A 23,023-nucleotide genomic window follows, 5' to 3' on the forward strand; every position below is an offset into this window, starting at 1 on the left:
AATTCCCTATTTAAGAACTTTTAACCAATATTTTTGTATATTAAATTTTTATTATAAATATTATAAATTTTAAAATTATAAAGGGTCTATAAGTGGCTATAGAAAAATTTGACTATACAAAAATTTCTGATGATTGTGTAAAGTGTGGAAAATGTAAACCTGTTTGTACAATCTTTAATATAAATCAAGATGAAGCAACAAGTCCAAGGGGTTTTATTGATTTACTTGGAGCGTATAAAAGAGATGAATTAGAGCTTGATAAAACAGCAAAAGATATATTTGAATCATGTTTTTTATGTACAAATTGTGTTGAAGTTTGTCCAAATGATTTACCAACAGATATGATTATTGAGCAAGTAAGATCAGATATTGCTCAAAAATATGGTATTGCTTGGTATAAAAGATTATTCTTCTATCTTTTAAGACATAGAAAAACTATGGATTTTCTATCAAAAATGGGTTGGATGTTCCAAACTTGTGCTTTAAAAATTGACAATGCAAAACAATCAGCACTTCCACGATTTTCATTACCAATTGTAAAAAAAGATAGAGCATTACCATTTGCTGATAGTACAAGTTTTTTGAATAAATATCCTGCAAATATTCCAGCAATAAATAAAAAAGAAGAAATTGGTAAAAAAAATAAAGTTGCAATTTTTATTGGTTGTATGAGTAACTATACATATACAAATACTGGAGATTCTTTAGTAAAAATTCTAAAAAAATTAGATTTAGATATCATGATTCCAAAAAAACAACTTTGTTGTGGAGCACCTGCATATTTTACTGGAGCTTTTGATACAGTTGATTATTTAGTTAAAGAAAATATCAAATATTTTGAAACTTGGATTGATGAAGTTGATGCAGTTATTATTCCAGAAGCAACATGTAGTGCAATGATAAATAAAGATTGGGAACACTATTTACATAATCAACCAGAATGGAAAGAAAGAGCAATAAAATTATCTAAAAAAATCTTTTTAGCTACAAAATGGTTAGAAAACAATACAGATTTAAAAGATTTACTTGCAACTAGTGGTAAAAAAATTGATACATTAGTAACTTATCATGACCCATGTCATGCTAAAAAAATGCAAAATGTTTGGCAAGAACCAAGAAATCTTTTAAAACAAAATTATGTTTTAACTGAAATGAGTGACTCAAATAGATGTTGTGGATTTGGTGGAGTAACTATGCAAACTGAAAAATATGATTTTGCAAAAGCTGCTGGTGCTCCAAAAGCTGCGATGATTAGAGATACAAAAGCACAAATTGTAAGTGCTGAATGTAGTGCATGTAGAATGCAAATAACTAACTCTTTATATCAAGCAAATGTTGATGTTCAATTTAAAAATCCAATTGAATTAATTGCTGAAGCACTGGAAGATTAAAATATGGAATTTTGGCAAAATATTTATTCAAATTTTAATCCCGTTGCTTTTAATTTAGGACCAGTAGCAGTTCACTGGTATGGATTAATGTATGCGTTAGCATTAATTTCAGCTATTTTCGTAGCAAAATGGTTTATAAAACATGATAAATTACCTATTACAAATGAACTTTTTGATTCATATATTTGGTGGGCAGAAATTGGTGTAATATTAGGCGCAAGACTGGGTTATGTCTTATTCTATGATACACATACCATGTATTATTTAACACATCCTTGGCAAATATTTAACCCATATATAAATGGTGTATACGCAGGAATTTCAGGGATGAGTTATCATGGAGCTTTTTTTGGATTTATAATAGCTTCTTATTTATTTTGTAGAAAGAATAAAATATCTTTTTGGTTTATAACTGATATAGCTGTATTAGGAATTAGTGCAGCGTATATTTTTGGAAGAATTGGAAATTTTTTCAATCAAGAATTAGTTGGACGAATTACAGATGTTCCGTGGGGAATATATGTAGGAGGGGTATTAAGACATCCTTCTCAAATTTATGAAGCAATACTTGAAGGTTTAGTCGTATTTATTATTTTAGCTTATTTTAGAAAAAGAAAAACATTTGATGGACAACTAGCACTTATGTATGGATTTTTATATTCATTAGCAAGAATAATTGCAGAATTTTTTAGACAACCAGATATTCAATTAGGGTTTTTATATAGTGATTGGCTAACTATGGGGATTTTACAATCTTTAATAATTTTAGTAATTTGTGTGATAATTTTCATAAATAGAAGAAAAATAAATAGTTAAAATTAACTATTTATTTTCATTTCTTTGGTATAACCTGATTCAGCTGCTAACTCAACAATCTTATTTTTTAATAAATCTAATCTCCAGCCATGTCTACTTGCAAAATTTTCTATTTCAGCATCTCTTTGTTCAGGTGTACAAAATACAAAAATTCTTTTTAAAAAAGGTTTCGGTACTTGTATAGCTATCAATTGAAAATAATTCTCTTTACAGCTCCTTGAACAAAAAGCCTTACTCATAGCAATCTTTTTTTTGCAAAATGGGCAATGCGACATTATTTATTACCTTTAATTATTAATTTGTAGAACTTAGCATTTGTAACATCTTGGAGAAACTTTGGATCTATATCATGCAAAGCTATTATATCAATAACTTTACCATCCATAACCCAACCTTTTCCAGTGTCATCTATCTTCTGTGTTTCAAACAATTGAATTAATTCTTCTTTGGAAACAATCAGTTCTTCCATATTATAACTTTTTTACTAAGATTTTGCAAACTATCATTATTAATTATTTTTAAGAATATCGATAGTATAACCTTTATTCGAATGATTTTTAATTATTTCATAATAAGTTTTTTGTCTAATTTTATTAACTATATTTCTCATTGTATAAATAGACATGTCTTTACCTTTCCATACTATATCTTTTATAGTATCATAATCAGTAATTTCATTTCTTTTAGTTATTAATAATTTTAAAAATGACTTTTCTAGTCTTGTAAAGTCAATTAATACTCCACCTGATTTGAAAAATTGGTCTCTATATTCATCAAAATAGATTCCATTTTCAAATTCAATCTTATCACCTCTTTTTGTTTGATTTAGACACATAATAACAGCTAGTTTTACATCTTTTGCTCTTAAAGGCTTAGATAAAAATGTATAAGCACCTGAATTAATAGCTGTTACGATATTTTCATTATCATCTGAACTAGAAATAACTATTTTTGGTAATGTTGGAGCTAATTGAGATAACTCTGAACATAACTCAGAAAATGAAACACCTTCAATATCTGCATCAATTATAGACATATCATAATTATTTGAACATGCTAGAGATAAAGCCTCTTCCATAGTAACTGCAATTTTCAATTCTTTGAAATAATCATCAAACTCATTTTCAATTGCTTGTTTTACTGCTTGATCATTACTTATAAAAAGTAGCTTTGCATTGTACAACTTTCTTATATTTCTTACTGTTTTTAACATATTATTACTCTTTAAATATTGGTTTAAGATATAATAATAACAAAAATTTCTTTATTTGTCAAAGAAAATTATATATTTAGACAATTTTTATCTTCATTTAAGTTCTTGCCAAGAATTTCCAATGGCAACTGATACTTTTAAAGGAACATTTAAAGTATAAATATTCTCCATTATTTCCTTAATATCACGTGTGTATTCCTCAACTAACTCATCTTTTATTTCAAGAATTAATTCATCATGAATTTGTAAAAGTAATCTCATGCTATCATTATTTTTATATTTTTTATGAATTTGTATCATTGATAATTTTATTAAATCAGCTGCACTTCCTTGAAATAATGTATTTACAGCTTCTCTTAAATATGCAGCTTTTAACATTGCATTTGCAGAATTAAAATCAAATAACCTTTTTCTATTTAATAATGTTTTCACATAACCATTTGTATAAGCAAAATCTTCTATTGATTTTAAATAATTTTTTACACTTTTAAATGCTTCAAAATAAGAATCAATATAAAGTTTTGCCTCTTTTGATGGAATACCTAAAGTATCTCCTAATTTTTTACTTCCCATTCCATATAATAGTCCAAAATTTATTGATTTTGCAATTCCTCTTTTTTCTTTAGCTTTTTCTTCACCGAAAATTTTAACAGCAGTTTGATAATGAATATCTAGGTCATTTTTAAATGCTTCTACTAAAGCCTCATCGCAACTAAAATGAGCTAATAATCTTAATTCAATTTGAGAATAATCAATTCCTACTAATTTATATCCATTTTTAGGAATAAATGATTGTCTTATTTGCAAAAGAGAATCACTTCCCACTGGAATATTTTGTAAATTTGGATTTTTTGAGCTTAATCTTCCTGTAGCAGTTCCTGTATGTAAAAATGAAGTATGTATTCTATTATCTTCATTTTTTAAGCCAAGTTCTAATAAAGGTTCAATATATGTGGATTGTAATTTATAAGCTTCTCTATACTTTAAAAGTAGAGGTATTACATCATGTTCATTTACTAAACTACTTAAAACAGCTTCATCTGTACTATAACCTGTTTTTGTTTTTTTTGAAGTATTCAAACCTAAAGTTTCAAATAAAACTACTCCTAATTGTTTTGGAGAATTTATATTAAATTCAACTTCACTAACTTTATAAATTTTATTAGTTAATTCTTGAATATATTTATTAGATTTTTCTTTATACTCCTTTAAAAGATTAACATCGATTTTTATTCCATTATTTTCCATTTCAGCTAATACATAAATAAAATCAAATTCAACATCGAACGCAAGTTTTAAAAGTTCTTCATCATTTTTTTCTTTAAAAATTTCTAATTGTCTATTAAATAATTTTAGTGTCATTAAAGCATCTTCAGCAGCATATTCACAAGCTTTTGATATATCTACATTTGAAAAATTTTCACCTTTTTTTACAACATCAGAGAAACTAATCATTTTATGTTTAAATTGTTTATCAATTTGATAATCAAGTCCAACTTTTTCATTTGTATTTAAAAGCCAAGATAAAATCATTGTATCAGCATAAAGTTTTAATTCAATATTAAAATTATGTTTAATAATCTCATAATCATATTTAAAATTTTGAAGAACTAATTTATATCTATTTAATTGATAGATTGCTTGAGAAGCTGCCTCTTTTGAAATTTGATTTCCAACACCTAAATATGAGTGTGCAATGGGAACATAATATGCTTTATTCTTTTCATATGCAAAAGAAAAACCAACAATTTTTGCACAAGTTACATCTATATTAGTTGTTTCAGTATCAAATGCAACTATAGAATCTCTTGGAATAGTATTTATGACTAAAGATAAACTATTTTCATTATCAAGTAAAATATATTCTATTTTTTCCTCTTTTTTTATCTCTTTTGGAATTTCAGTTTTGTAAGCCATTCCATTTTTACTTACTTTTTCTAAAATTTTTGTCATATCATATTTAATTAAAATATCACTAATTTTTAAAATAGGATTTTCAGTAGGTAAAACAAATTCTTCTAAATTATCAATTACATGACAATCTTTTGATAAAGTTACAAGTTTCTTAGAGATAAATGCCATTTCTTTACCTTCAATTAGTAACTCTTTTGTTCTTTTTTTAGTTATATTTTCAAGATTTGCATAGATATTTTCTAAAGTCCCAAACTCTTTGATTAATGCTTCTGCTGTTTTTGCACCAATTCCTTTTACTCCTGGGATATTATCTGCACTATCACCTAAAAGTGATTGATAATCAGTAAATTGAGAAGGAAAAACTCCATATTTTTCAAAACATTTTTCTTCATTTATAACTACTTTTTTTGTAGGATCAAATAAATATATTGTATCATCTTCTATTAATTGGTATAAATCTTTATCATGAGAAACAATTCTAACTTCTAAACCTTTATTTTTTGCATCATGTGCTATTGAAGCAACTATATCATCAGCTTCAAATCCTGTTCTAATAGCAACTTTAAATCCCATTTGTTCAATCCATGAAATAGCAATTGGAAGTTGAGTTAATAAATCTTCTGGAACATCAGGTCTATGGGCTTTATATCCATCATAAAGTTCATTTCTAAAAGTATTTCCTTTTGCATCAAGTGCAAAAACTACATAATCTGTTTGAAAATCTTTTCCTATATTTGATATAAAATTTATAAATCCTGTTAATAAGCCTGTTGGAAATCCATCTCTTGAACGTAAAGGTGGAAGAGCAAAATAACTTCTAAATAAAAATCCAAATGTATCTATAACTGTAATTGTTTTTTTCATAAAATCTCTTTTCTTTGCTTGTTTAAAGATTTTATATTATAATAATGTCACTAAAAATAAGGTTTTATAACAAAAGGAAAGTAAATGATTATTATACCTGCAAGATTAAATTCTAGTAGATTTGCAAATAAAATTATGGTTGATATTTTAGGATTACCTATGGTAATAAGAACAGCTACTCAAGTAAGTAGTTTAGATAAAGTTGTAATTGCAACTGATTCACTAGAAGTAATAAATTTAGCTTCACAACATGGTTTTGATGCAGTTTTAACATCAACTTCTCACAATAGTGGAACAGATAGAATAAATGAAGCTGTAAATATTTTAAATTTAGATGAAAATGAGATTATAATAAATGTTCAAGCAGATGAACCATTTATAGAAACTCAAGTTGTACAAGCTGTTATAGATAGAGTAAAACAAATAAAAGAAAATAATGAAGATATTATGATCACTTCTTGTTATAAAGAAATTAGTCCAGAATTAGCAGATGATCCAAACCATGTAAAAGTAATTTTAGATGAACTTTCTAATGCTATATATTTCTCTCGAGCTAAAATTCCATATCATAGAGATCATCATGAAAGTGCATCATATTTTGGTCATTTAGGAATTTATGGTTTTACAAAAAAATCATTAAATAATTTTTGTCAATTAAACTCATCAAAATTAGAAAACATAGAAAAACTAGAACAATTAAGAGCAATTGATAACGGTCATAAAATTGCTATGGTTAAAGTTGCATCTAAATCTTTTGGTATAGATACTCAACAGGATTTAGATAACGCAATAAAAATCTTCAAAAAATAATCATAAAAAGTGCTTTATTACTTTATTTAATAAGTAAAGTAATATTAAAGCACTTTTATGCAAAACTAAGAAATAAATAAAAACGAAGGTGAATTTATGCGTTATGATGTCTTCATCATAGATAATCTTATTAAATTTAATGATTTTAAAGATTATTCACAAAAGAAACTTAGAAATACAAATATCTCTTTATTTCCAAATGTTGAAGATATGATTTATGAAATAGAATTTGTAGATGTACTTATTGTACATATTGATTCTATTGAATACTTTAAAATTATTGATAACTACCTAAAAAATGAACCTTACATCGTTTTTATAATCAAAGATAATTCAGATTTAGCAAAAATCCCAAACTCTAAAAAATGTGATATATTATACGAACCTTTGGATTTTAATAAATTGATTTTTAAAATAAATCTTTTCATAAATAATATAAACAATCATATTTCATTGAAAAAAGAAGAAGATTTTTCAAATTCAATTATCAATAATATTAATTATCCAATTTTTTCTACTGATTCAGAACATATAATATTTGCAAATAATCATTTTTATGAACTTACAAATTGTTTTTCACTTGAAGAATTAAATAAAAAATATAAAACAACAAATGATATTTTTGAAAACGAAGAAGGTTGTATTACAGATTTAGATTTACTTTCTATTGATAATACAAAAGAAAAAACATTAAAAGTTTGTATAAAAGATTTAGAGAATAAAAAAAGATTTTTTTCAATACAAAAAATTCATTTATCTCATAATGATACAAATATTATTATATTAAATGACATTAGTCATGAAGTAGAACATAAACATGAATTATATAAACTTTTATATACTGATAATTTAACAAAATTTCCTAATCGTGCAAAATTAATAGAAGATTTACAAAATAATGGTTTAAATTTACAAGCTGTTTCTTTACTAAATATCAATTCATTTAAAGAAGTAAATGATTTTTTTGGTCATAAAGTTGGTGATTCGATTTTAATTGATGTTGCAAAACTAATCTCAAAAAAAATAGAAAATTTTAAAAATTTAAAATTATACAAATTCCCATCAGATACATATTGTATTGTAAACACAGAAAATTCTCGTGATGAGTTTGTAAATTTAATAAATGAGATTATTGAAACAATTTATAAAAATGTTTTTATTTTTGAACATTATGAAATTGATATAAGAATGACAGCTGGAATTTCATTTTCAGATAAAAACAATAAATTAATAACAGCAGATATTGCTTTACAAACTGCAAAAAAAGACCATAAAGATTATTTGATTTTCTATGATGAATTGGATAAATTTCAAGAATATGAAAATAATATGTTTTGGACTAAAAAATTAAAATCTGCATTTATAAATGACCATATAGAAGTTTTTGTTCAACCCTTAGTAAACAATAAAACTTTAAATGTTGATAAATATGAATGTTTAGTTAGACTTATTGATGAAGATGGAAAAATCGTAAATCCATATTTCTTTTTAGACATATCAAAAAGGTCAAATCAATACACAAAATTAACAAAAATTGTTATTGAAAAATCATTTAAAAAATTTGATAATCTTCCTTTTGAATTTTCAGTAAATATCTCTTATGAAGATATAGAAAATAGTAATTTTTTAGATTTTATAAAAGAGATGTTAAAAAAATATAATGTTAAAAATAGAGTTGTTTTTGAAATATTAGAAGATGAAAATATAAAAAATTATAATCTTTTAATCTCATTTATTGATGAAATCAAAAGTTTAGGATGTAAAGTTGCTATTGATGATTTTGGTAGTGGTTATTCAAATTTTGAACATTTATTAAAAATGAATGTTGATTATCTAAAAATTGATGCATCATTAATAAAAAATGTTGCAAAAAATGAAAATTCATATAAAATTACAAAAACTATAATAGAATTTGCTAAAAGTTTAAATTTGAAAACAATAGCAGAATATGTAGAAAATGAAGAAATTTTCAATATAATAAAAGAATTAGGTGCTGATTATTCACAAGGCTACTATTTTTCAGCACCAATTGCAGAGCCAATTATAAATGAATTTAAAGAAAAGATAGAATAATGAATAAAGAAGTTTTAAAAGATATTTCTGTTTTATATGTAGAAGATGAAAATGATGTTAGAGAATTTACTTCTAAACTGTTAAGTTCTTTGCTAAAAAAAGTTTATACTGCAAAAAATGGTTTAGAAGGATTAGAACTATTTAAAGAGAATCAAAATAATATAGATTTAATCATTTCAGATATAAATATGCCTAAAATGAACGGTTTAGATATGTGTGAGCAAATTAGAAAAATAAATAGTGAAATGCCTCTTGTAATAACAAGTGCACATAATGATACAAATTTTTTAAAAAAAGCTATCGAAGTTGGCGTAAATACTTATGCTATGAAACCAATTGATTTATATCAATTAATAGAAAGTATCATAAAAGCTATGGAGCCCATTTTATTAAAAAGAAAACTTATAGAATTAAACCTATCTTTAGAAAGCAAAATAGAACAAGAAATAAATAAAATAAAATCTATATTAGATGCTCAAGACAATATTATAATTGTTACAAATAAAGATGAAATAACAAATGTAAATAAAAAATTTTTAGATTTTTTTGAAATTATGAATTTTAATGAATTTATATCTACTAAAAAAAATATTTTTGATTTTTTCCAAGAAGAGTTTGGATTTATCACAAAAGAGAAAATAAATAGACAAATTTCTTGGGTAAAATATATAAAAGATTTACATGAAATAGATAGAATTGTTAAAATAAAAAATTCATTAAATGAAGAAAAAATTTTTGCTATAAATGTTGATTATTATGAAAACAAAGAAGATTATTATGTTTTTTCTTTAACTGATATTACAAAATTAAAAGAAAAATCAAACTTACTTGAATATCAAGCAAGTCACGATAAATTGACAGGTTTATTTAATAGAAATAGATTTGATGAAATTTATTCTAAAGAGATAAAAAGAGCAAAAAGATATAACAATGATTTATCAATAATACTTTTTGATATTGATAATTTTAAAAATGTAAATGATACTTATGGACATCAAATTGGTGATGAAGTATTAAAAGAAATTGCAAAATTACTTTTAAATAATGTTAGAGATCTTGATATTTGTGTAAGATGGGGTGGAGAAGAATTTTTGATTTTACTTCCTCAAACAAATTTAGATGGAGCAAAAACTGTCGCAGAAAAAATTCGAACAGCTATTATCAAAAATTCTTTAACAGATAAAGATCTTCAAATAACTGCAAGTTTTGGTGTACTTCAAATGATTGATTCTGATGATGAAAATTCATTAATATCAAAGGTAGATAAACTTCTTTATTTGGCAAAAAATAGTGGTAAAAATATAGTAGTAACTTAAATATTACTACTATTTAAAAGTTAAAATCTTCACCTAAATAATGTTCTCTAACCTTTTCATCATTTTTAATTTCTTCACTTGTTCCGCTAGAAAGAAGTCTTCCTGCTTTCATAACATAAGCTCTATCACATATCTGTAAAGTTTCTCTTACATTATGGTCTGTTATCAAAACACCAATATTTATTTTTGTTAATTGATGAATTATCTCTTGTATATCTTTAACTGCAATTGGATCAACTCCAGCAAAAGGTTCATCTAAAAGTAAAAATTTAGGATGAGAAACTAAAGCTCTTGCTATTTCCGTTCTTCTTCTCTCACCTCCTGATAAAGAAACACCTTTTCTTTGTCTAATTGGCTCGATATTAAATAACTCAAGTAATTCTTCAACTCTTTTTTGTTGTTCATCTTTATCTTTACTAATAATTTCAGCTGCAAGCATCAAATTATCTTCAACTGACAAATCTTTAAAAATTGAAGACTCTTGTGGTAAATAACCTATTCCTTTTATTGCTCTTTTATGTAAAGGTAAAGCTGTTATATCTTTATCATCAAAATAAACATTTCCACTCGTTGGTTTTACTAATCCACAAACTGTATAAAAAGTTGTTGTTTTTCCTGCACCATTTGGACCTAATAATCCAACTATTTCTCCTGAATTTACTTCAAGAGAAATACCATGTAAAATTTGCGTTTTCTTAATAGTTTTTGTTATGTCTTTTATCTCTAATTTATGCATTTATTTTATACAGCCTTTTATTTTCTTTTTTTTCAATATTTATTAAAATAACTTTATATCCATAATCTTTTAATATTTCTTCAAGTTTTTCATCACCCCATTCTATAAAGTGAATACCCTCTTTTTCAAACTCCTCAAGCATTCCAAGAGAAATGAACTCACCTAAAGTTTTATTATAAACATCATAATGAAAAATATTATCTGAATAAATAGCTTGCAATGAAAAAGTAGGAGAAGTCACTAAATCATTTAATCCTAATGCTTTAACATAATTTTTTACAAGTGTTGTTTTCCCACTTGCTAAATCTCCTCTTAATATAACAATAGTATCTTCATTTCCAATGATGTTTTTTAATTCATCAACTAAAATATTTAAATCTGTTAACTCTAATTCAAACTCTTTTTTCAAAATAATCCTAACTTAACTTTTTAGATACTTCAATAATTTGTTCTAATTTTTTTTGAGCTGCACCACTAATAATAGCCTCTTTTGCCATATCAATACCATCTTTAAAATCTCTAGCTTTTTCATCAACAATAAGTGCAGCAGCAGTATTTAGTAAAACAATATCAAGTTTTGCTCCAACAATTTTTTTAGATAAAATATCTCTTGTTAATCTTGCATTAAATTCTGGGCCTTCTCCTATAATATCTTCTTTTGAAGCCATTGGAATACCATAATTTTCTGGATTAATTTCGATATCAGTAATTTTCCCATTTATTAAAAGTGTTGCATAAGTTATATCAGATACAGAAATTTCATCCATTCCATCATTTGATGATAAAATCATTGCTCTTTTACTATCAAGCATATCAAGAGCAGCTGCTATTCTATTTATATAATCTTTATCAAATACCCCTATTACTTGTTTTGTAACTCCTGCTGGATTACATAAAGGTCCTAAAATATTCATAATTGTTCTATGTGGAATTGTTTTTCTTACAGGAGTAATATATTTCATACAAGGATGATGATTATTTGCAAACATAAAAGCAAAACCCGTTTCTTCAAGCATTTTTGCAGTGTTTTCTAGACTTAAATTTAAATTTATTCCTAAAGCTTCAAGCATATCTGCACTTCCACTTTTACTTGTAACACTTCTATTTCCATGTTTTGCTACATAAGAACCACAAGCTGCAAGTAAAATAGATACTGTACTTGAGATATTAAAACTATAACTTTTATCTCCACCTGTTCCAACTACATCAATAGCTTTTTCTTTTAAATCTTCATAAATTGGAAGAGGAATAAGATGATCTCTCATTGCGCTTGCTGCACCTGCTATTTCTGCAGCTGTTTCACCTCTTTCATAAAGTTCTAATAAATACTCTCTAACTTCTTCTTGTGATAATCTATTTTCAAAAATATCATCAAATTTTAATTTTGCTGCATTAAACATTTAGTTTATCCTTTGTACATATTCTTCAATTTTTGATTTTGGAGTTGATTTAGTAGTTGGGATTTGCAATACTTTAAACTTTTCACTTTTTTCAAGATATTTTATTTCTATAATATCTCCAACTTTTACCTCTTTTGCTTTTTTTACAGCTTGGTCATTTATAAAAACAACTTTATGCTCAAGCATATCTTCAGCAACTGCTCTTCGTTTAGTAATATTAACGGCATTTAAAAATTTATCTATTCTCATAACATAGATTATAACTAAAATAAGCTAAATAATATTTAGAATCATTTAAAAGAAATTTCATACTTTAATATCAAATCTTTCATTTAATATATTACATATAGATTACAATACTATTTATTCTATTTTATTTTTTAGTTGAATTACAACTTATTTTCGATAAAATAGCATCCTTAAAATAATGTAACCATAGGATAGATTTATGAGTAAAAAAGATGTTAAAAAAGTAGTTTTAGCTTATAGTGGAGGTCTTGATACTTCTATTATTTTAAAATGGCTTCAAGATGAATATAAAGCTGAAGTTGTTACTTTTACAGCTGATTTAGGACAAGGTGAAGAAGTTGAACCAGCAAGAATTAAAGCAATTGCTTGTGGTATCAAACCTGAAAATGTTTATATTTTAGATATTAAAGAAGAATTTGTTAAAGATTACGTTTTCCCTATGTTTAGAGCAAATGCAATTTATGAAGGTGAATATTTATTAGGAACTTCAATAGCTCGTCCATTAATCGCAAAAAAATTAATTGATATTGCAAATGAAACTGGAGCTGATGCAGTTTCACATGGAGCAACTGGAAAAGGAAATGACCAAGTTAGATTTGAATTAGGGGCTTTAGCTCTTAGACCTGATATTAAAGTTATTGCTCCGTGGAGAGAATGGGATTTAAATTCAAGAGAAAGTTTACTTGAATATGCAAGAAAAAATGGAATTGAAATCTCTAAAAAACACGTTGATGAAAATGGAAATCCAAAAGCAAGTCCTTATTCTATGGATGCAAACTTATTACATATCTCTTATGAAGGTTTACATTTAGAAAATCCAGCAAATGAGCCAGAAGAATCTATGTGGTTATGGACAACTGCTCCTGAAAAAGCACCAGATGCACCTGAATATTTAACTATTTCTTATAAAAATGGTGACCCAGTTGCTATTGATGGTGTTGAAATGTCACCAGCAACATTACTTGCTAAATTAAATGAATTAGGAAATAAACACGGTATTGGAAGAGTTGATATCGTTGAAAATAGATATGTTGGTATGAAAGCTAGAGGTTGTTATGAAACTCCAGGTGGAACTATTATGTTAAAAGCTCATAGAGCAATCGAATCTATTTGTTTAGATAGAGAAGCTGCTCACTTAAAAGATGAGTTAATGCCAAAATATGCTAAGTTAATTTACCAAGGATACTGGTTCTCACCAGAAAGAGAAATGCTTCAAGCAGCTATTGATGCAACTCAAAAAAATGTTGAAGGTACAGTTAGAATTAAACTTTATAAAGGAAATGTAACTGTTGTTGGAAGAGATTCAAAAATGTCTTTATATAACGATGCTTATTCAACTTTTGAAAAAGATGAAGTTTATAATCAAAAAGATGCAGAAGGATTTATTAGATTAAATGCTTTAAGATTTATCATCGCTGGAAGCAATCCAAACAGAAAATAAGCTAAAAGTGGAATTTCCACTTTAGCTAAACTTATTTCCCCACTTCTTTTTTCTCTTTTCATAACCATTTTGTAACTGTCACTCAACTGTAATTTTTCAACATTAGAATAATCCATCTTATCAGTGAGGAAAGTATGGATTACTTAAAAGATTTAGAAACAATCGTAAATATAAACTCTTACACAAAAAACAAATCAGGTGTTGATTTAGTTGGACAAAAAATGACAAGTTGGATTGAACCTCTTGGATTTAATACTTCTATTTTTACAAGAGAAAATATTGGTAATCACCTACTCTTTTCCTCCCAAAAAAAATCTGGCAATAAAATCTTACTTTTAGGACACAATGACACAGTTTTTCCTCCAAATAGTTTTGAAGGATTCAAAGAAGATGAATTTTGGGTTTATGGACCTGGAGTTTGTGATATGAAAGGTGGGAATATTGTTGCTTTACAAGCTCTTAGAAATATTTTCAATCAAAACAAAAAAATATTCAACATTGACTTTCTTTTGGTTTCTGATGAAGAAACTGGAAGTGATGATTCAAAAGAATTAACTTCATCAATTGCCACAAATTATGATTACTGTTTTGTATTTGAAGCAGCGGGAGAGAATCTTGAAGTTGTAACTCAAAGAAAAGGTGTAGGAACTTTTACAATTACTATTGAAGGTCTTGCTAGTCATGCTGGAAATCATTATGATAAAGGAATTGATGCAAACTTGGAAGCAAGTTTCAAACTTCAAGAACTTGTAAAACTAACAAACCTAGAACTTCAAACAACTGTAAACGTTGGAAAAATAAATGGAGGAATTGGAGCAAATACAATCTCTCCAAAATGTGAACTACTTTTAGAAATCAGATATACATCAAATGAAGAGAAACAAAGAGTTTTAAAATCATTAGAAAAAATAGTAAATACTTCTTATGTAAAAGGCTCAAAATCAACTCTTAGTGGAGGAATACAAAGAGATGTTATGTCTGAAAATGACAAACAACTAAAATTTATAAAAGAGTTAGAAAACATCACAAACAGACAAATCTTAAAAGAAAAAAGAGGTGGAGTTAGTGATGCAAATATAGTTGCTAGTTGTGGTGTAACAACACTTGATGGTTTTGGTCCATTTGGTGATGGTGACCATACAATAAATGAAAGAGCAGTAAAAAGTAGTTTTACTTCAAGAATAGAACTTATGACAAAAATATTAAATCATTTTCAAAAAAATCTATAAAAGGGGAAATTATGGCAAAAAGAAATATTGGTATGTGGCTTTATCAAAATAGTGGTGGAGATGTTATTCAAAAAAAGATGATTAAAAAGTTAAAAGAAAGAGATATTGATACTATAACAAATATCAATCTAAAAGATGCAATTGCTAAAAATGGTCATATCCTTTATGAAATGAAAAATAAAAATCTAAAACTTGATAAACTTGATTTATTTTTTTCTTACAACGCAGGAGAACAAACTCCTTATCAAGTATATTTATATAAAGCCTTAAATAGAATCATTCCTATGATTAACTCTTATGAAGCTTTTGAAATAAGTGAAGATAAATTTCATACATCATTTTTTTTAAGAAAACATGGAATCAGAACTGCTGATTATAAACTTTGTAATAAAGATGAAACTTATAGACTAGAAACTATTATGAAAAAATGGAACAAAATGGTTTATAAACCAACTGATGGTTGGGGAGGAATTGGAGTTACTAAAATAGATAGCGTTGAAGCTTTAAATATGTTAATTCCTTTTTTAAATCAAATAAATCTTAAATATTTCTATGTGGAAAAATATGTGGATTACGATAACACTGATTATAGAATTGATATTGTTGATGGTAAATTTGTTGGTTGTTATGGAAGAAAAGCAGCCGTTGGACATTGGAAAACAAATATCACAAGTGGTGGAAGTGTATTTTTAAGAGAACCAAATGAAGAGATAATAAATCTTGCAATCAAAGCAACAGAAGTTTTAGGACTTGATATTGCGGGAGTTGATATAATTTATGATAGAAAAAAAGAGGAATACATAGTTTTAGAAGTAAATGGAATACCTGCTTTTGCAACTCCTGAACAAGAAAAACTAGGTCTTAATTTTAATGATAAGAAAATTGATTTAATTGTTGATTTAATAGATAGAAAAGCATTAAACAAAGGAGAAATAAAATGAAAAAGCTACCGAAAATTGGACTTTTATATCTAGATTATGTTTTAAGATTCTTTGATAAATCAAACTTCAAAGGTTGGAGTGACAAAATTGAATCTGTTGTTTATCATTGGAAAAATGATAAAGAAAGATTTATAAAAGAAGTAAAGAAAAAAAAGATTGATATTTTAGTTGGAAATATTCCAGCAACTGCTTACGATACTTTTGTACAAATTGCAAAAGAATTACCAAATGTTAGATTTGTTCCTTCAATTGAGAGCCAATTTCCAAATAAATCAAAAGAAAATGTAACGCTTTTTTGTAAAAAATATAATCTATCAATTCCAAAAACAAAAATCTTTTACAATATGGAAAAAGGTTTAGACTACTTAAAAAACAAAGCAAACTATCCACAAATTATAAAAAGAAGTTATGGACCATCAAATTATGGTGGATATTATGTACATAAAGCGAACAATTTTCAAGAAGCAAAAGAATTACTTGAATTAAAAAAATATAATCCAATCTATACACAAAATGCAATCAAACTAAAAGATTCAGGAGATATTAGAGTTATGTTAATTGGGCATAAACCAGTTTGTGCATTTTGGAGATATTCAGGAAAAAATCAATGGATTACAAATACTTCTCAAGGTGGTTCAATGTCATATAAAAATGTTCCAATGAATGCTTTAGAACTTGCAGTTAATGCTTCTAAAGCTTCAAAAGCTGAATATTTTGCTTGTGATATAGCTATTGATGAAAACACAAATAAAGCTTATATTTTAGAGTGTGCTACGGCATTTGCTGCTTTTCCATATATTAGAGATTGGATTTGTCAATATTTAATGTGGGATTTTTCAAAAGGAAAATATCCAAAACCACATATTCCCCTATTTTCTTGGGAAGAGTTAGGAAAAATTGATTCATCACTTTTAAGAACTCTAAGAAACATCACTTTTGGTAAATACACACAAAGTTATGATGGAGAAAGATTTGTAAAAGATAAAAAAGATATTTTTGAAATGGAAATGACTGATGAATCAAAAGAATCTGATATGCCATTTACAAATGTAGAAGATTTAAATATACAAATAGATAAACAAAATCAAAATGAACAAGAATTTATGGTAAAAAAAATAGATTTTAACAAAGCTAGTTTAACAGATTTGATGACACTTTATGGAATGGAGGAGGATTTAGCAATTGAAATTAAAGAATATTTACAAGATAACATCATCACTGATTGCTCTGATTTACTTGAACTTGAATCAATAGATGAGCAAATGTTAAAATCTTGGGAAGAGCATATTGATGATATGAGAATTGATATTAATTGTGTTAATAAAGAAGATTTGAAAAAAATCAAAGGAATTGGAAATAAATTAGCAAAAATTATCTCTGATTATAGAGAAAAAATTGGGAAATTTGTAAGTATAGAGGATTTAAAAAATATTGAAGGAATTGGAAAAAATAAGTTTGCCCAATTAAAATCAAGATTAAAAGTTGGAGAATAAATTTTGAAAAGGTTATATCGATCATATAAAGATTCAACAAATATTTTTTTTGATTTGCAAAAAAAATATCCAAATAATCTAAAAATAGAATCTATTGGTCAAACTTGGGAAAAAAGAGATATATATCTAATAACCATTTCGAAAAATATACAAACAGCCCATATAAAACCAGCACTTTTCTATACAGGAACTATTCATGCTCGAGAGTGGATTGGACATGAATTAGCAATAGAGTTTGTGACATATATTTTAAAAAATTTAGAAACAGATCCCATGCTACAAATTTATCTAAATGAAAGTACCGTTTATATAGTACCTTGTGCTAATCCTGATGGTTTTGAATACTCAAGAAATCACTTTTCATTTTGGAGAAAAAATAGAAGACAAAATGCAGATGGAACTTATGGAGTTGATTTAAATAGAAATTTTTCTATAGGCTTCAATAAAACAACTACTACAACTTCAAATGTTTATGGAGGTTGTGAAGCTTTTAGTGAACCAGAAACTAAGGCCTTACGAGATTTTGTTTTAGCACATCCAAATATTACTATTGCACTTGATTATCATAGCCAAGGAAATGTCTTTTTTCCAGCACACGATTTCAGACATGAAGATACTTTTGATACAACAGATATGAATACTTTATGTGCAAATATGGCAGAAGAGATAAGAAAAATATCTGCTCGTGAATATGGAATACATCAAGGGAAACCACCTGCAAAACTAATAGGTGGAAGTGGCAGGGAGTTTTATTACTCTTTAGGAATTATTGCAACTGTTGTTGAGGTAGGAACTAGAAATATCAGTGATTATATGCAAGATTTAAGTGAAAATATCAAAGAACATATTCCTGCACTTATTTATGCTTTAAAAGAGACTGATAACTATGCAAAAGATAGATTTGTAAAGAGAGTTGAAGAGTTTAATATTACTCATATTGGATCAAATCACGTGACTCTAAAATGGGAATATGAAGTAAATGAAAATATTTATTTTGAAATATTTAGAAGTACAAAAGATAAACAATATTGTAACTCATCAAATTTGATAGCAAAAACAAAAAGTTTAGAGTTCAATGATATAAATCTGACTTCTAATAAAAACTACTATTACAACATAAGAGCCGTAAATAAAAAAACAAATCAAAAATCACCATTTTGTCCACAAATAAAGGTGCGAACTTTAGTTGAATATGATGAATTTAGTAGAACTTACTATGCAAATGCAAAAGGAACAGGTTATGTTGCTGAAAATCTAAACAACAATCCTAAACACTTTGGAGTAAACTCTTTATTTGTTGGAGTTGATGATGACAAAGGTATTTCTTATGCAATTATTTCAATAAATGTAAAATCTCTTCCTTTAAATGCCATTATAAAATCAGCCTCTTTAAACCTTTATCCAATAAACAGAGTTTCAACAACTATTGAAAAATATGGGGAATGGAATGTTGGAATTGTAAATCAAGATACAATGGGCGATATAACAAATTTTGAAGATGTAGAAAATTTACAAATTTTACAATATATTGGTCAAGCTACTCAATCTTTTCAATTAACACAAGGTATTTGGAGAAGTTGGGAGTTATCAGGTTTAGAATGTATAACTTTAAAAAACTCTATTAGAAAAGATACTATTGTTTTAAGAGTTGAAGGACCAAAAGAGTTAAAAATTGGAAGAACAAAACAGATGATGCAATGGGATATTGGATATGGAAAATTTGGTTTTGGATTAAACTATCGTCCAAGACTAGAATTAACTTTTACAGTAGAACCAACTATCACTACTTTGTATCCAAAAGAGATTTTTACTCTAAGTAAAGCAGAAATAAAAAAAGATGAAATTAGTGCTGGATTTGATGAAAAAGGGAATAAAATATATTCTATTTTCGAATTTAATCTCTCTTCTTTACCACCATACAATGATACAATGATTACAAAAGCATATTTTGAACTAAACTCTACAAAAATCTATTTAAAAGATGATATTAGATTTCATCTTGAATTTATCGATGAACATTTAGAAAAAAATTATGAATCAGTTATAAATAGAGAAGTTATACAAAATATTGGTTATGATGTAAGTGCAAATGAATTAAAAAATAATCAAACTCAATATTTCATATTTGATTCATTTTCTGAAATCGTTTTAAATGAAAAATTAAAAAATAAATCAGATGTCGCATTTATTTTAAAACCAACATCTGCATTAAAAAGTTTAAAAAACAAAAAAGTTTCTTGGGAAACAAAAAGTGCGAACTTAGAGCCTAAACTAATAATTGAACATATTGTAAAAAGAAGATTTCCAGTTGAAAAAGTATCAAATGTATCTTTAATTATTGAAAATAATAAAATCAAATTATCTTGGACAAATCCTAAAAATGAAGATTTTGTAGGAGTAAAAGTAATAAAAAATCCATTTAGAAAACCTCTTTCTTCTCATGATGGGCAAAAACTTTATGCAGGAGTTGATGAATATACGTTTGATGATTTTGGAGCAATTGATATATCAAAATATTATGCAATATTTACTTATGATAATGTTCCAAATTATAGTGAACCTATAATTTTAGAATATCTTCCAAAATAGTCTTTCCTTTGCTATAATGATTTCTAAATTTAAGCTAAGGAGAGAGCTGTGATTTTGAAATTTAAAGAATTTTACCCAGAAATTCATCCAAGTGCTTGGGTTGCACCAAGTGCAGATTTAATAGGAAATATTCAAATTGGTGAAGATTCATCAGTTTGGTTTGGTTGTGTAATTCGTTCTGATGTTAATGAAGTTAGAATTGGAAAAAACACAAATATTCAAGATTTATCATGTATTCACACAGACACAAATACAAAAACAATAATTGGAGACAATGTAACAATTGGTCATAAAGTTATGCTTCATGGTTGCAAAATTGAAGATAACTGTCTGATTGGTATGAGTGCAACTATTTTAGATAATGCTGTAATTGGAGAAGGAAGTATAGTAGGAGCAAATTCACTTGTAACATCGGGAAAAGTATTTCCTCCAAGAAGTATGATTATGGGAAGTCCTGCAAAAGTGGTTAAACAATTAACTCAAGAAGATGTTGATAAATTAATAGCTCACGCTGAACATTATGTAGAATATAAAAATGAATATAGATAAAAATAAATAATAGGTTTAAAACCTATTATTTAACACTTAATAAAAAATCTTTTACATATTTTACTTCACAAATAAAAACCAATAAATCATCTTTTTTTATTTCATATGTTGAATCAATATTTATAAACCAATTTCCAGAACTTTTATAAGAAACTATTTTTAAATTTTTAAACTCGTTTTCTATCTGAAAAATTTTTTTATTTATAAATTTTTCATTTGCAAATAATTTTATCATTTTTATTGAATTACTTATATCTATCTCTTCAACTGTTATTGTATCAACAAGTTTTTTAACAAGCATTCTTCCAGCTATTTTTTCAGGATAAACAACTTTATAAGCTCCTATTTTTGACAAAATTTCACCATGAGTTGAATTAATCGCTTTTGCAATAATTGTTTTATTATTTAAATCCTTTAAAGCCATTACAGTTAATATACTAGCTTCAATATTCTCTCCAATACTTACAATCACTGTATCAAGATTGTAAATACCAACTTCTTCTAAAGCTTGTTTATTTATACTATCAATAATATACGCATCATCAATAAATTCACTTATTTCTTGAACTTTTTTTTCATCATTATCAACTGCAATTACTTTTACATCCAATCTTGATAAACTTTTTGCAACATAAAATCCAAACCTTCCTAAACCAATAACTGCTATTGTTTTCATATTATAATCCTTCCTTTTGGATATTTAAAATGTTTAGTTTTTGCTTTTCCTAATAAAATAATTCCAAAGGCAAAAACACCTAATCTTCCTGCTATCATCAAAATAATAATTAAACTTTTTCCAAAAGTATCAAATTGTTGAGAGAAACTTAATATATCTCCATTTCCAGTTGAGACACCAACTGTTCCAAAAGCAGAAACTACTTCAAATAAAATTTTTACAAAAGGCAGATTTTGAGTTTCAACTAATATCAAAGTGATACAAAGAACGAGAAAAGAAGAAAAAATAATAATTGCTAATGCTTTATTTATAACTTTTTGTTCAATAGTTCTTTTAAAAATACTTGGTTCTTGATTACTATCTTTTAGAATATAAATTACTGTAATTATTAAAATAGCAACTGTAGTGATTTTCATACCTCCGGCTGTACTTCCTTGCCCTCCTCCAATCATCATAAACAAAGTGGAGAAGAATAAAGATGAATCTTTTAAAGCTCCAATATCAATACTATTAAATCCACTTGTTCTAAAATTTATAGATAAAAAGAAAGCATTTAATATTTTTTCATAAAAAGATAGATTTCCAAAAGTTTTAGAATTATTCCATTCTATTGATAGAAATAAAACCATTCCAGAAACAATCAAAATAATTGTTCCATAAAGCATAATTCTTGTATGAATACTAAATCTTTTTGAGAACTTTCTGTTTTCATAAATTTCAATTAAAACAAAATATCCTAATCCTCCTAGAATTACTAAAAAACCTATTGTCAATAAAGAAATTGTATCACTTTGATATGACATTAAACTATCAGTAAAAAGAGAAAATCCTGCGTTATTAAAAGCACTTATACTATGGAATATTCCAAACCATAATGCATCTAAAAATTCGAATTTTTTAAGAAACTGTATTGTTAAAATAATTGCACCTACTAATTCTATAAATAAAACAAAAAGTAAAATCTTTTTTAAAAAACTTCTAACATGTAAAGTTGGTAAGTCTAAAGATTGTTTCATTGCTCTTTTTTTATCAATATTCAAACTTTGTCTTATAAATAAAAAAAAGATTATTACTAAACTCATATAACCTATTCCACCCATTTGAATAAGTGTCAAAATTATAAATTCTCCTAAAAAAGTGAAATTCTCAGATGTACTCGTTACGATTAAACCTGTTACACAAGTTGCACTTGCAGATGTAAATAAAGCATCTATAAAAGCTAATTCTCCTATATGACAAATAGGCAAAGATAAAAGTATTGCGCCAATAAGAATAAGAATAACATAACCTAAAAAAATTGATTTCACATATTTATGTTGCATG

21 protein-coding genes and 1 pseudogene are annotated in these 23,023 nt (G+C 26.1%); 11 read left to right on the plus strand and 11 right to left on the minus strand.

Annotated elements, in window-relative coordinates:
- The first annotated feature begins 92 nt into the window (after positions 1-92).
- Together ABLL_RS08095 and lgt are read left to right on the plus strand one after the other, a co-directional pair.
- Positions 93-1,391, plus strand: coding sequence for a (Fe-S)-binding protein (locus ABLL_RS08095; protein ID WP_014474302.1), 1,299 nt, complete (start codon positions 93-95; stop codon positions 1,389-1,391).
- Positions 1,392-1,394: 3 nt separating this feature from the next.
- The gene (lgt, locus tag ABLL_RS08100) at positions 1,395-2,207 is read left to right on the plus strand and encodes a prolipoprotein diacylglyceryl transferase (protein WP_014474303.1); all 813 of its coding nucleotides are present in this window, start codon (positions 1,395-1,397) and stop codon (positions 2,205-2,207) included.
- Positions 2,208-2,209: 2 nt separating this feature from the next.
- Here the strand turns inward: lgt and ABLL_RS08105 are convergent, their stop codons facing one another.
- From ABLL_RS08105 to polA, 5 genes and pseudogenes are all read right to left on the minus strand, one after another.
- Positions 2,210-2,398, minus strand: a complete 189-nt coding sequence (locus tag ABLL_RS08105; protein WP_014474304.1) for a hypothetical protein — start codon at positions 2,396-2,398, stop codon at positions 2,210-2,212.
- A 15-nt stretch (positions 2,399-2,413) separates the two neighbouring features.
- Positions 2,414-2,482, minus strand: a pseudogene (locus ABLL_RS15195) (hypothetical protein); the annotation flags it as partial.
- On the minus strand, positions 2,482-2,676 hold the full coding sequence (locus ABLL_RS08110; protein ID WP_014474305.1) for a hypothetical protein: 195 nt from the start codon (positions 2,674-2,676) through the stop codon (positions 2,482-2,484). The pseudogene ABLL_RS15195 and the gene ABLL_RS08110, both read right to left, overlap by 1 nt.
- Positions 2,677-2,715: 39 nt before the next feature.
- On the minus strand, positions 2,716-3,420 hold the full coding sequence (locus tag ABLL_RS08115) for a response regulator transcription factor (RefSeq protein ID WP_014474306.1): 705 nt from the start codon (positions 3,418-3,420) through the stop codon (positions 2,716-2,718).
- A 93-nt stretch (positions 3,421-3,513) separates the two neighbouring features.
- Positions 3,514-6,198, minus strand: a complete 2,685-nt coding sequence (gene polA, locus ABLL_RS08120; RefSeq protein WP_014474307.1) for a DNA polymerase I — start codon at positions 6,196-6,198, stop codon at positions 3,514-3,516.
- An 84-nt stretch (positions 6,199-6,282) separates the two neighbouring features.
- Between polA and kdsB the strand changes: the two genes are divergently transcribed.
- The 3 genes from kdsB (at position 6,283) to ABLL_RS08135 (ending at position 10,397) form a co-directional block, all read left to right on the plus strand.
- Positions 6,283-7,008: a 3-deoxy-manno-octulosonate cytidylyltransferase gene (kdsB, locus tag ABLL_RS08125; protein ID WP_014474308.1), complete on the plus strand. Its 726-nt coding sequence runs from the start codon at positions 6,283-6,285 to the stop codon at positions 7,006-7,008.
- Positions 7,009-7,104: 96 nt separating this feature from the next.
- On the plus strand, positions 7,105-9,081 hold the full coding sequence (locus ABLL_RS08130) for an EAL domain-containing protein (protein WP_014474309.1): 1,977 nt from the start codon (positions 7,105-7,107) through the stop codon (positions 9,079-9,081).
- Positions 9,081-10,397, plus strand: coding sequence for a diguanylate cyclase (locus tag ABLL_RS08135; RefSeq protein ID WP_014474310.1), 1,317 nt, complete (start codon positions 9,081-9,083; stop codon positions 10,395-10,397). The genes ABLL_RS08130 and ABLL_RS08135 overlap by 1 nt, the downstream gene beginning before the upstream one ends.
- Positions 10,398-10,410: 13 nt before the next feature.
- Here ABLL_RS08135 and lptB read toward each other — a convergent pair whose 3' ends face one another.
- From lptB to ABLL_RS08155, 4 genes are read right to left on the minus strand one after another with little or no spacing between them, the layout of a single operon-like run.
- Positions 10,411-11,133: an LPS export ABC transporter ATP-binding protein gene (gene lptB / locus ABLL_RS08140; RefSeq protein WP_014474311.1), complete on the minus strand. Its 723-nt coding sequence runs from the start codon at positions 11,131-11,133 to the stop codon at positions 10,411-10,413.
- Positions 11,126-11,542, minus strand: coding sequence for a tRNA (adenosine(37)-N6)-threonylcarbamoyltransferase complex ATPase subunit type 1 TsaE (gene tsaE / locus ABLL_RS08145; RefSeq protein WP_014474312.1), 417 nt, complete (start codon positions 11,540-11,542; stop codon positions 11,126-11,128). Before tsaE ends, lptB begins: the two co-directional genes overlap by 8 nt.
- Positions 11,543-11,549: 7 nt before the next feature.
- On the minus strand, positions 11,550-12,533 hold the full coding sequence (gene trpD / locus ABLL_RS08150; RefSeq protein WP_014474313.1) for an anthranilate phosphoribosyltransferase: 984 nt from the start codon (positions 12,531-12,533) through the stop codon (positions 11,550-11,552).
- Complete coding sequence (locus tag ABLL_RS08155; protein WP_014474314.1) at positions 12,534-12,782, minus strand: S4 domain-containing protein; 249 nt, start codon at positions 12,780-12,782, stop codon at positions 12,534-12,536. It lies immediately after the preceding gene.
- Positions 12,783-12,981: 199 nt separating this feature from the next.
- Between ABLL_RS08155 and ABLL_RS08160 the strand changes: the two genes are divergently transcribed.
- From ABLL_RS08160 to ABLL_RS08185, 6 genes are all read left to right on the plus strand, one after another.
- Complete coding sequence (locus ABLL_RS08160; protein WP_014474315.1) at positions 12,982-14,223, plus strand: argininosuccinate synthase; 1,242 nt, start codon at positions 12,982-12,984, stop codon at positions 14,221-14,223.
- Positions 14,224-14,357: 134 nt separating this feature from the next.
- The gene (locus ABLL_RS08165; protein WP_014474316.1) at positions 14,358-15,452 is read left to right on the plus strand and encodes a M20 family metallopeptidase; all 1,095 of its coding nucleotides are present in this window, start codon (positions 14,358-14,360) and stop codon (positions 15,450-15,452) included.
- 11 nt (positions 15,453-15,463) lie between these two features.
- On the plus strand, positions 15,464-16,393 hold the full coding sequence (locus ABLL_RS08170; protein WP_014474317.1) for a RimK family alpha-L-glutamate ligase: 930 nt from the start codon (positions 15,464-15,466) through the stop codon (positions 16,391-16,393).
- Complete coding sequence (locus ABLL_RS08175; RefSeq protein ID WP_014474318.1) at positions 16,390-17,886, plus strand: helix-hairpin-helix domain-containing protein; 1,497 nt, start codon at positions 16,390-16,392, stop codon at positions 17,884-17,886. Before ABLL_RS08170 ends, ABLL_RS08175 begins: the two co-directional genes overlap by 4 nt.
- A gap of 3 nt (positions 17,887-17,889) precedes the next feature.
- Entirely contained in the window at positions 17,890-20,475 is a 2,586-nt protein-coding gene (locus ABLL_RS08180; protein ID WP_014474319.1) for a M14 family zinc carboxypeptidase, read from the plus strand.
- A 48-nt stretch (positions 20,476-20,523) separates the two neighbouring features.
- Positions 20,524-21,024 (plus strand): gamma carbonic anhydrase family protein, encoded by a 501-nt coding sequence (locus ABLL_RS08185; protein WP_014474320.1) that lies wholly within the window; start codon positions 20,524-20,526, stop codon positions 21,022-21,024.
- Positions 21,025-21,049: 25 nt separating this feature from the next.
- On the opposite strand, the gene ABLL_RS08190 is transcribed toward ABLL_RS08185, so the two are convergent.
- Together ABLL_RS08190 and ABLL_RS08195 are read right to left on the minus strand one after the other, a co-directional pair.
- Positions 21,050-21,700, minus strand: coding sequence for a TrkA family potassium uptake protein (locus ABLL_RS08190; protein WP_014474321.1), 651 nt, complete (start codon positions 21,698-21,700; stop codon positions 21,050-21,052).
- Positions 21,697-23,022 (minus strand): TrkH family potassium uptake protein, encoded by a 1,326-nt coding sequence (locus ABLL_RS08195; protein ID WP_014474322.1) that lies wholly within the window; start codon positions 23,020-23,022, stop codon positions 21,697-21,699. The genes ABLL_RS08190 and ABLL_RS08195 overlap by 4 nt, the downstream gene beginning before the upstream one ends.
- Position 23,023 lies beyond the last annotated feature (1 nt).

This window comes from Arcobacter sp. L, assembly GCF_000284235.1.
GTDB lineage: Bacteria > Campylobacterota > Campylobacteria > Campylobacterales > Arcobacteraceae > Aliarcobacter > Aliarcobacter defluvii.

Bases quoted from the DNA above. Each gene is read 5' to 3' on its own strand.
- lgt (WP_014474303.1), top strand. From the start codon at position 1,395: ATGGAATTTTGGCAAAATATTTATTCAAATTTTAATCCCGTTGCTTTT.
- ABLL_RS08110 (WP_014474305.1), bottom strand. From the start codon at position 2,676: ATGGAAGAACTGATTGTTTCCAAAGAAGAATTAATTCAATTGTTTGAA.
- ABLL_RS08115 (WP_014474306.1), bottom strand. From the start codon at position 3,420: ATGTTAAAAACAGTAAGAAATATAAGAAAGTTGTACAATGCAAAGCTA.
- polA (WP_014474307.1), bottom strand. From the start codon at position 6,198: ATGAAAAAAACAATTACAGTTATAGATACATTTGGATTTTTATTTAGA.
- kdsB (WP_014474308.1), top strand. From the start codon at position 6,283: ATGATTATTATACCTGCAAGATTAAATTCTAGTAGATTTGCAAATAAA.
- ABLL_RS08130 (WP_014474309.1), top strand. From the start codon at position 7,105: ATGCGTTATGATGTCTTCATCATAGATAATCTTATTAAATTTAATGAT.
- ABLL_RS08135 (WP_014474310.1), top strand. From the start codon at position 9,081: ATGAATAAAGAAGTTTTAAAAGATATTTCTGTTTTATATGTAGAAGAT.
- lptB (WP_014474311.1), bottom strand. From the start codon at position 11,133: ATGCATAAATTAGAGATAAAAGACATAACAAAAACTATTAAGAAAACG.
- trpD (WP_014474313.1), bottom strand. From the start codon at position 12,533: ATGTTTAATGCAGCAAAATTAAAATTTGATGATATTTTTGAAAATAGA.
- ABLL_RS08155 (WP_014474314.1), bottom strand. From the start codon at position 12,782: ATGAGAATAGATAAATTTTTAAATGCCGTTAATATTACTAAACGAAGA.
- ABLL_RS08160 (WP_014474315.1), top strand. From the start codon at position 12,982: ATGAGTAAAAAAGATGTTAAAAAAGTAGTTTTAGCTTATAGTGGAGGT.
- ABLL_RS08165 (WP_014474316.1), top strand. From the start codon at position 14,358: ATGGATTACTTAAAAGATTTAGAAACAATCGTAAATATAAACTCTTAC.
- ABLL_RS08170 (WP_014474317.1), top strand. From the start codon at position 15,464: ATGGCAAAAAGAAATATTGGTATGTGGCTTTATCAAAATAGTGGTGGA.
- ABLL_RS08175 (WP_014474318.1), top strand. From the start codon at position 16,390: ATGAAAAAGCTACCGAAAATTGGACTTTTATATCTAGATTATGTTTTA.
- ABLL_RS08190 (WP_014474321.1), bottom strand. From the start codon at position 21,700: ATGAAAACAATAGCAGTTATTGGTTTAGGAAGGTTTGGATTTTATGTT.
- ABLL_RS08195 (WP_014474322.1), bottom strand. From the start codon at position 23,022: ATGCAACATAAATATGTGAAATCAATTTTTTTAGGTTATGTTATTCTT.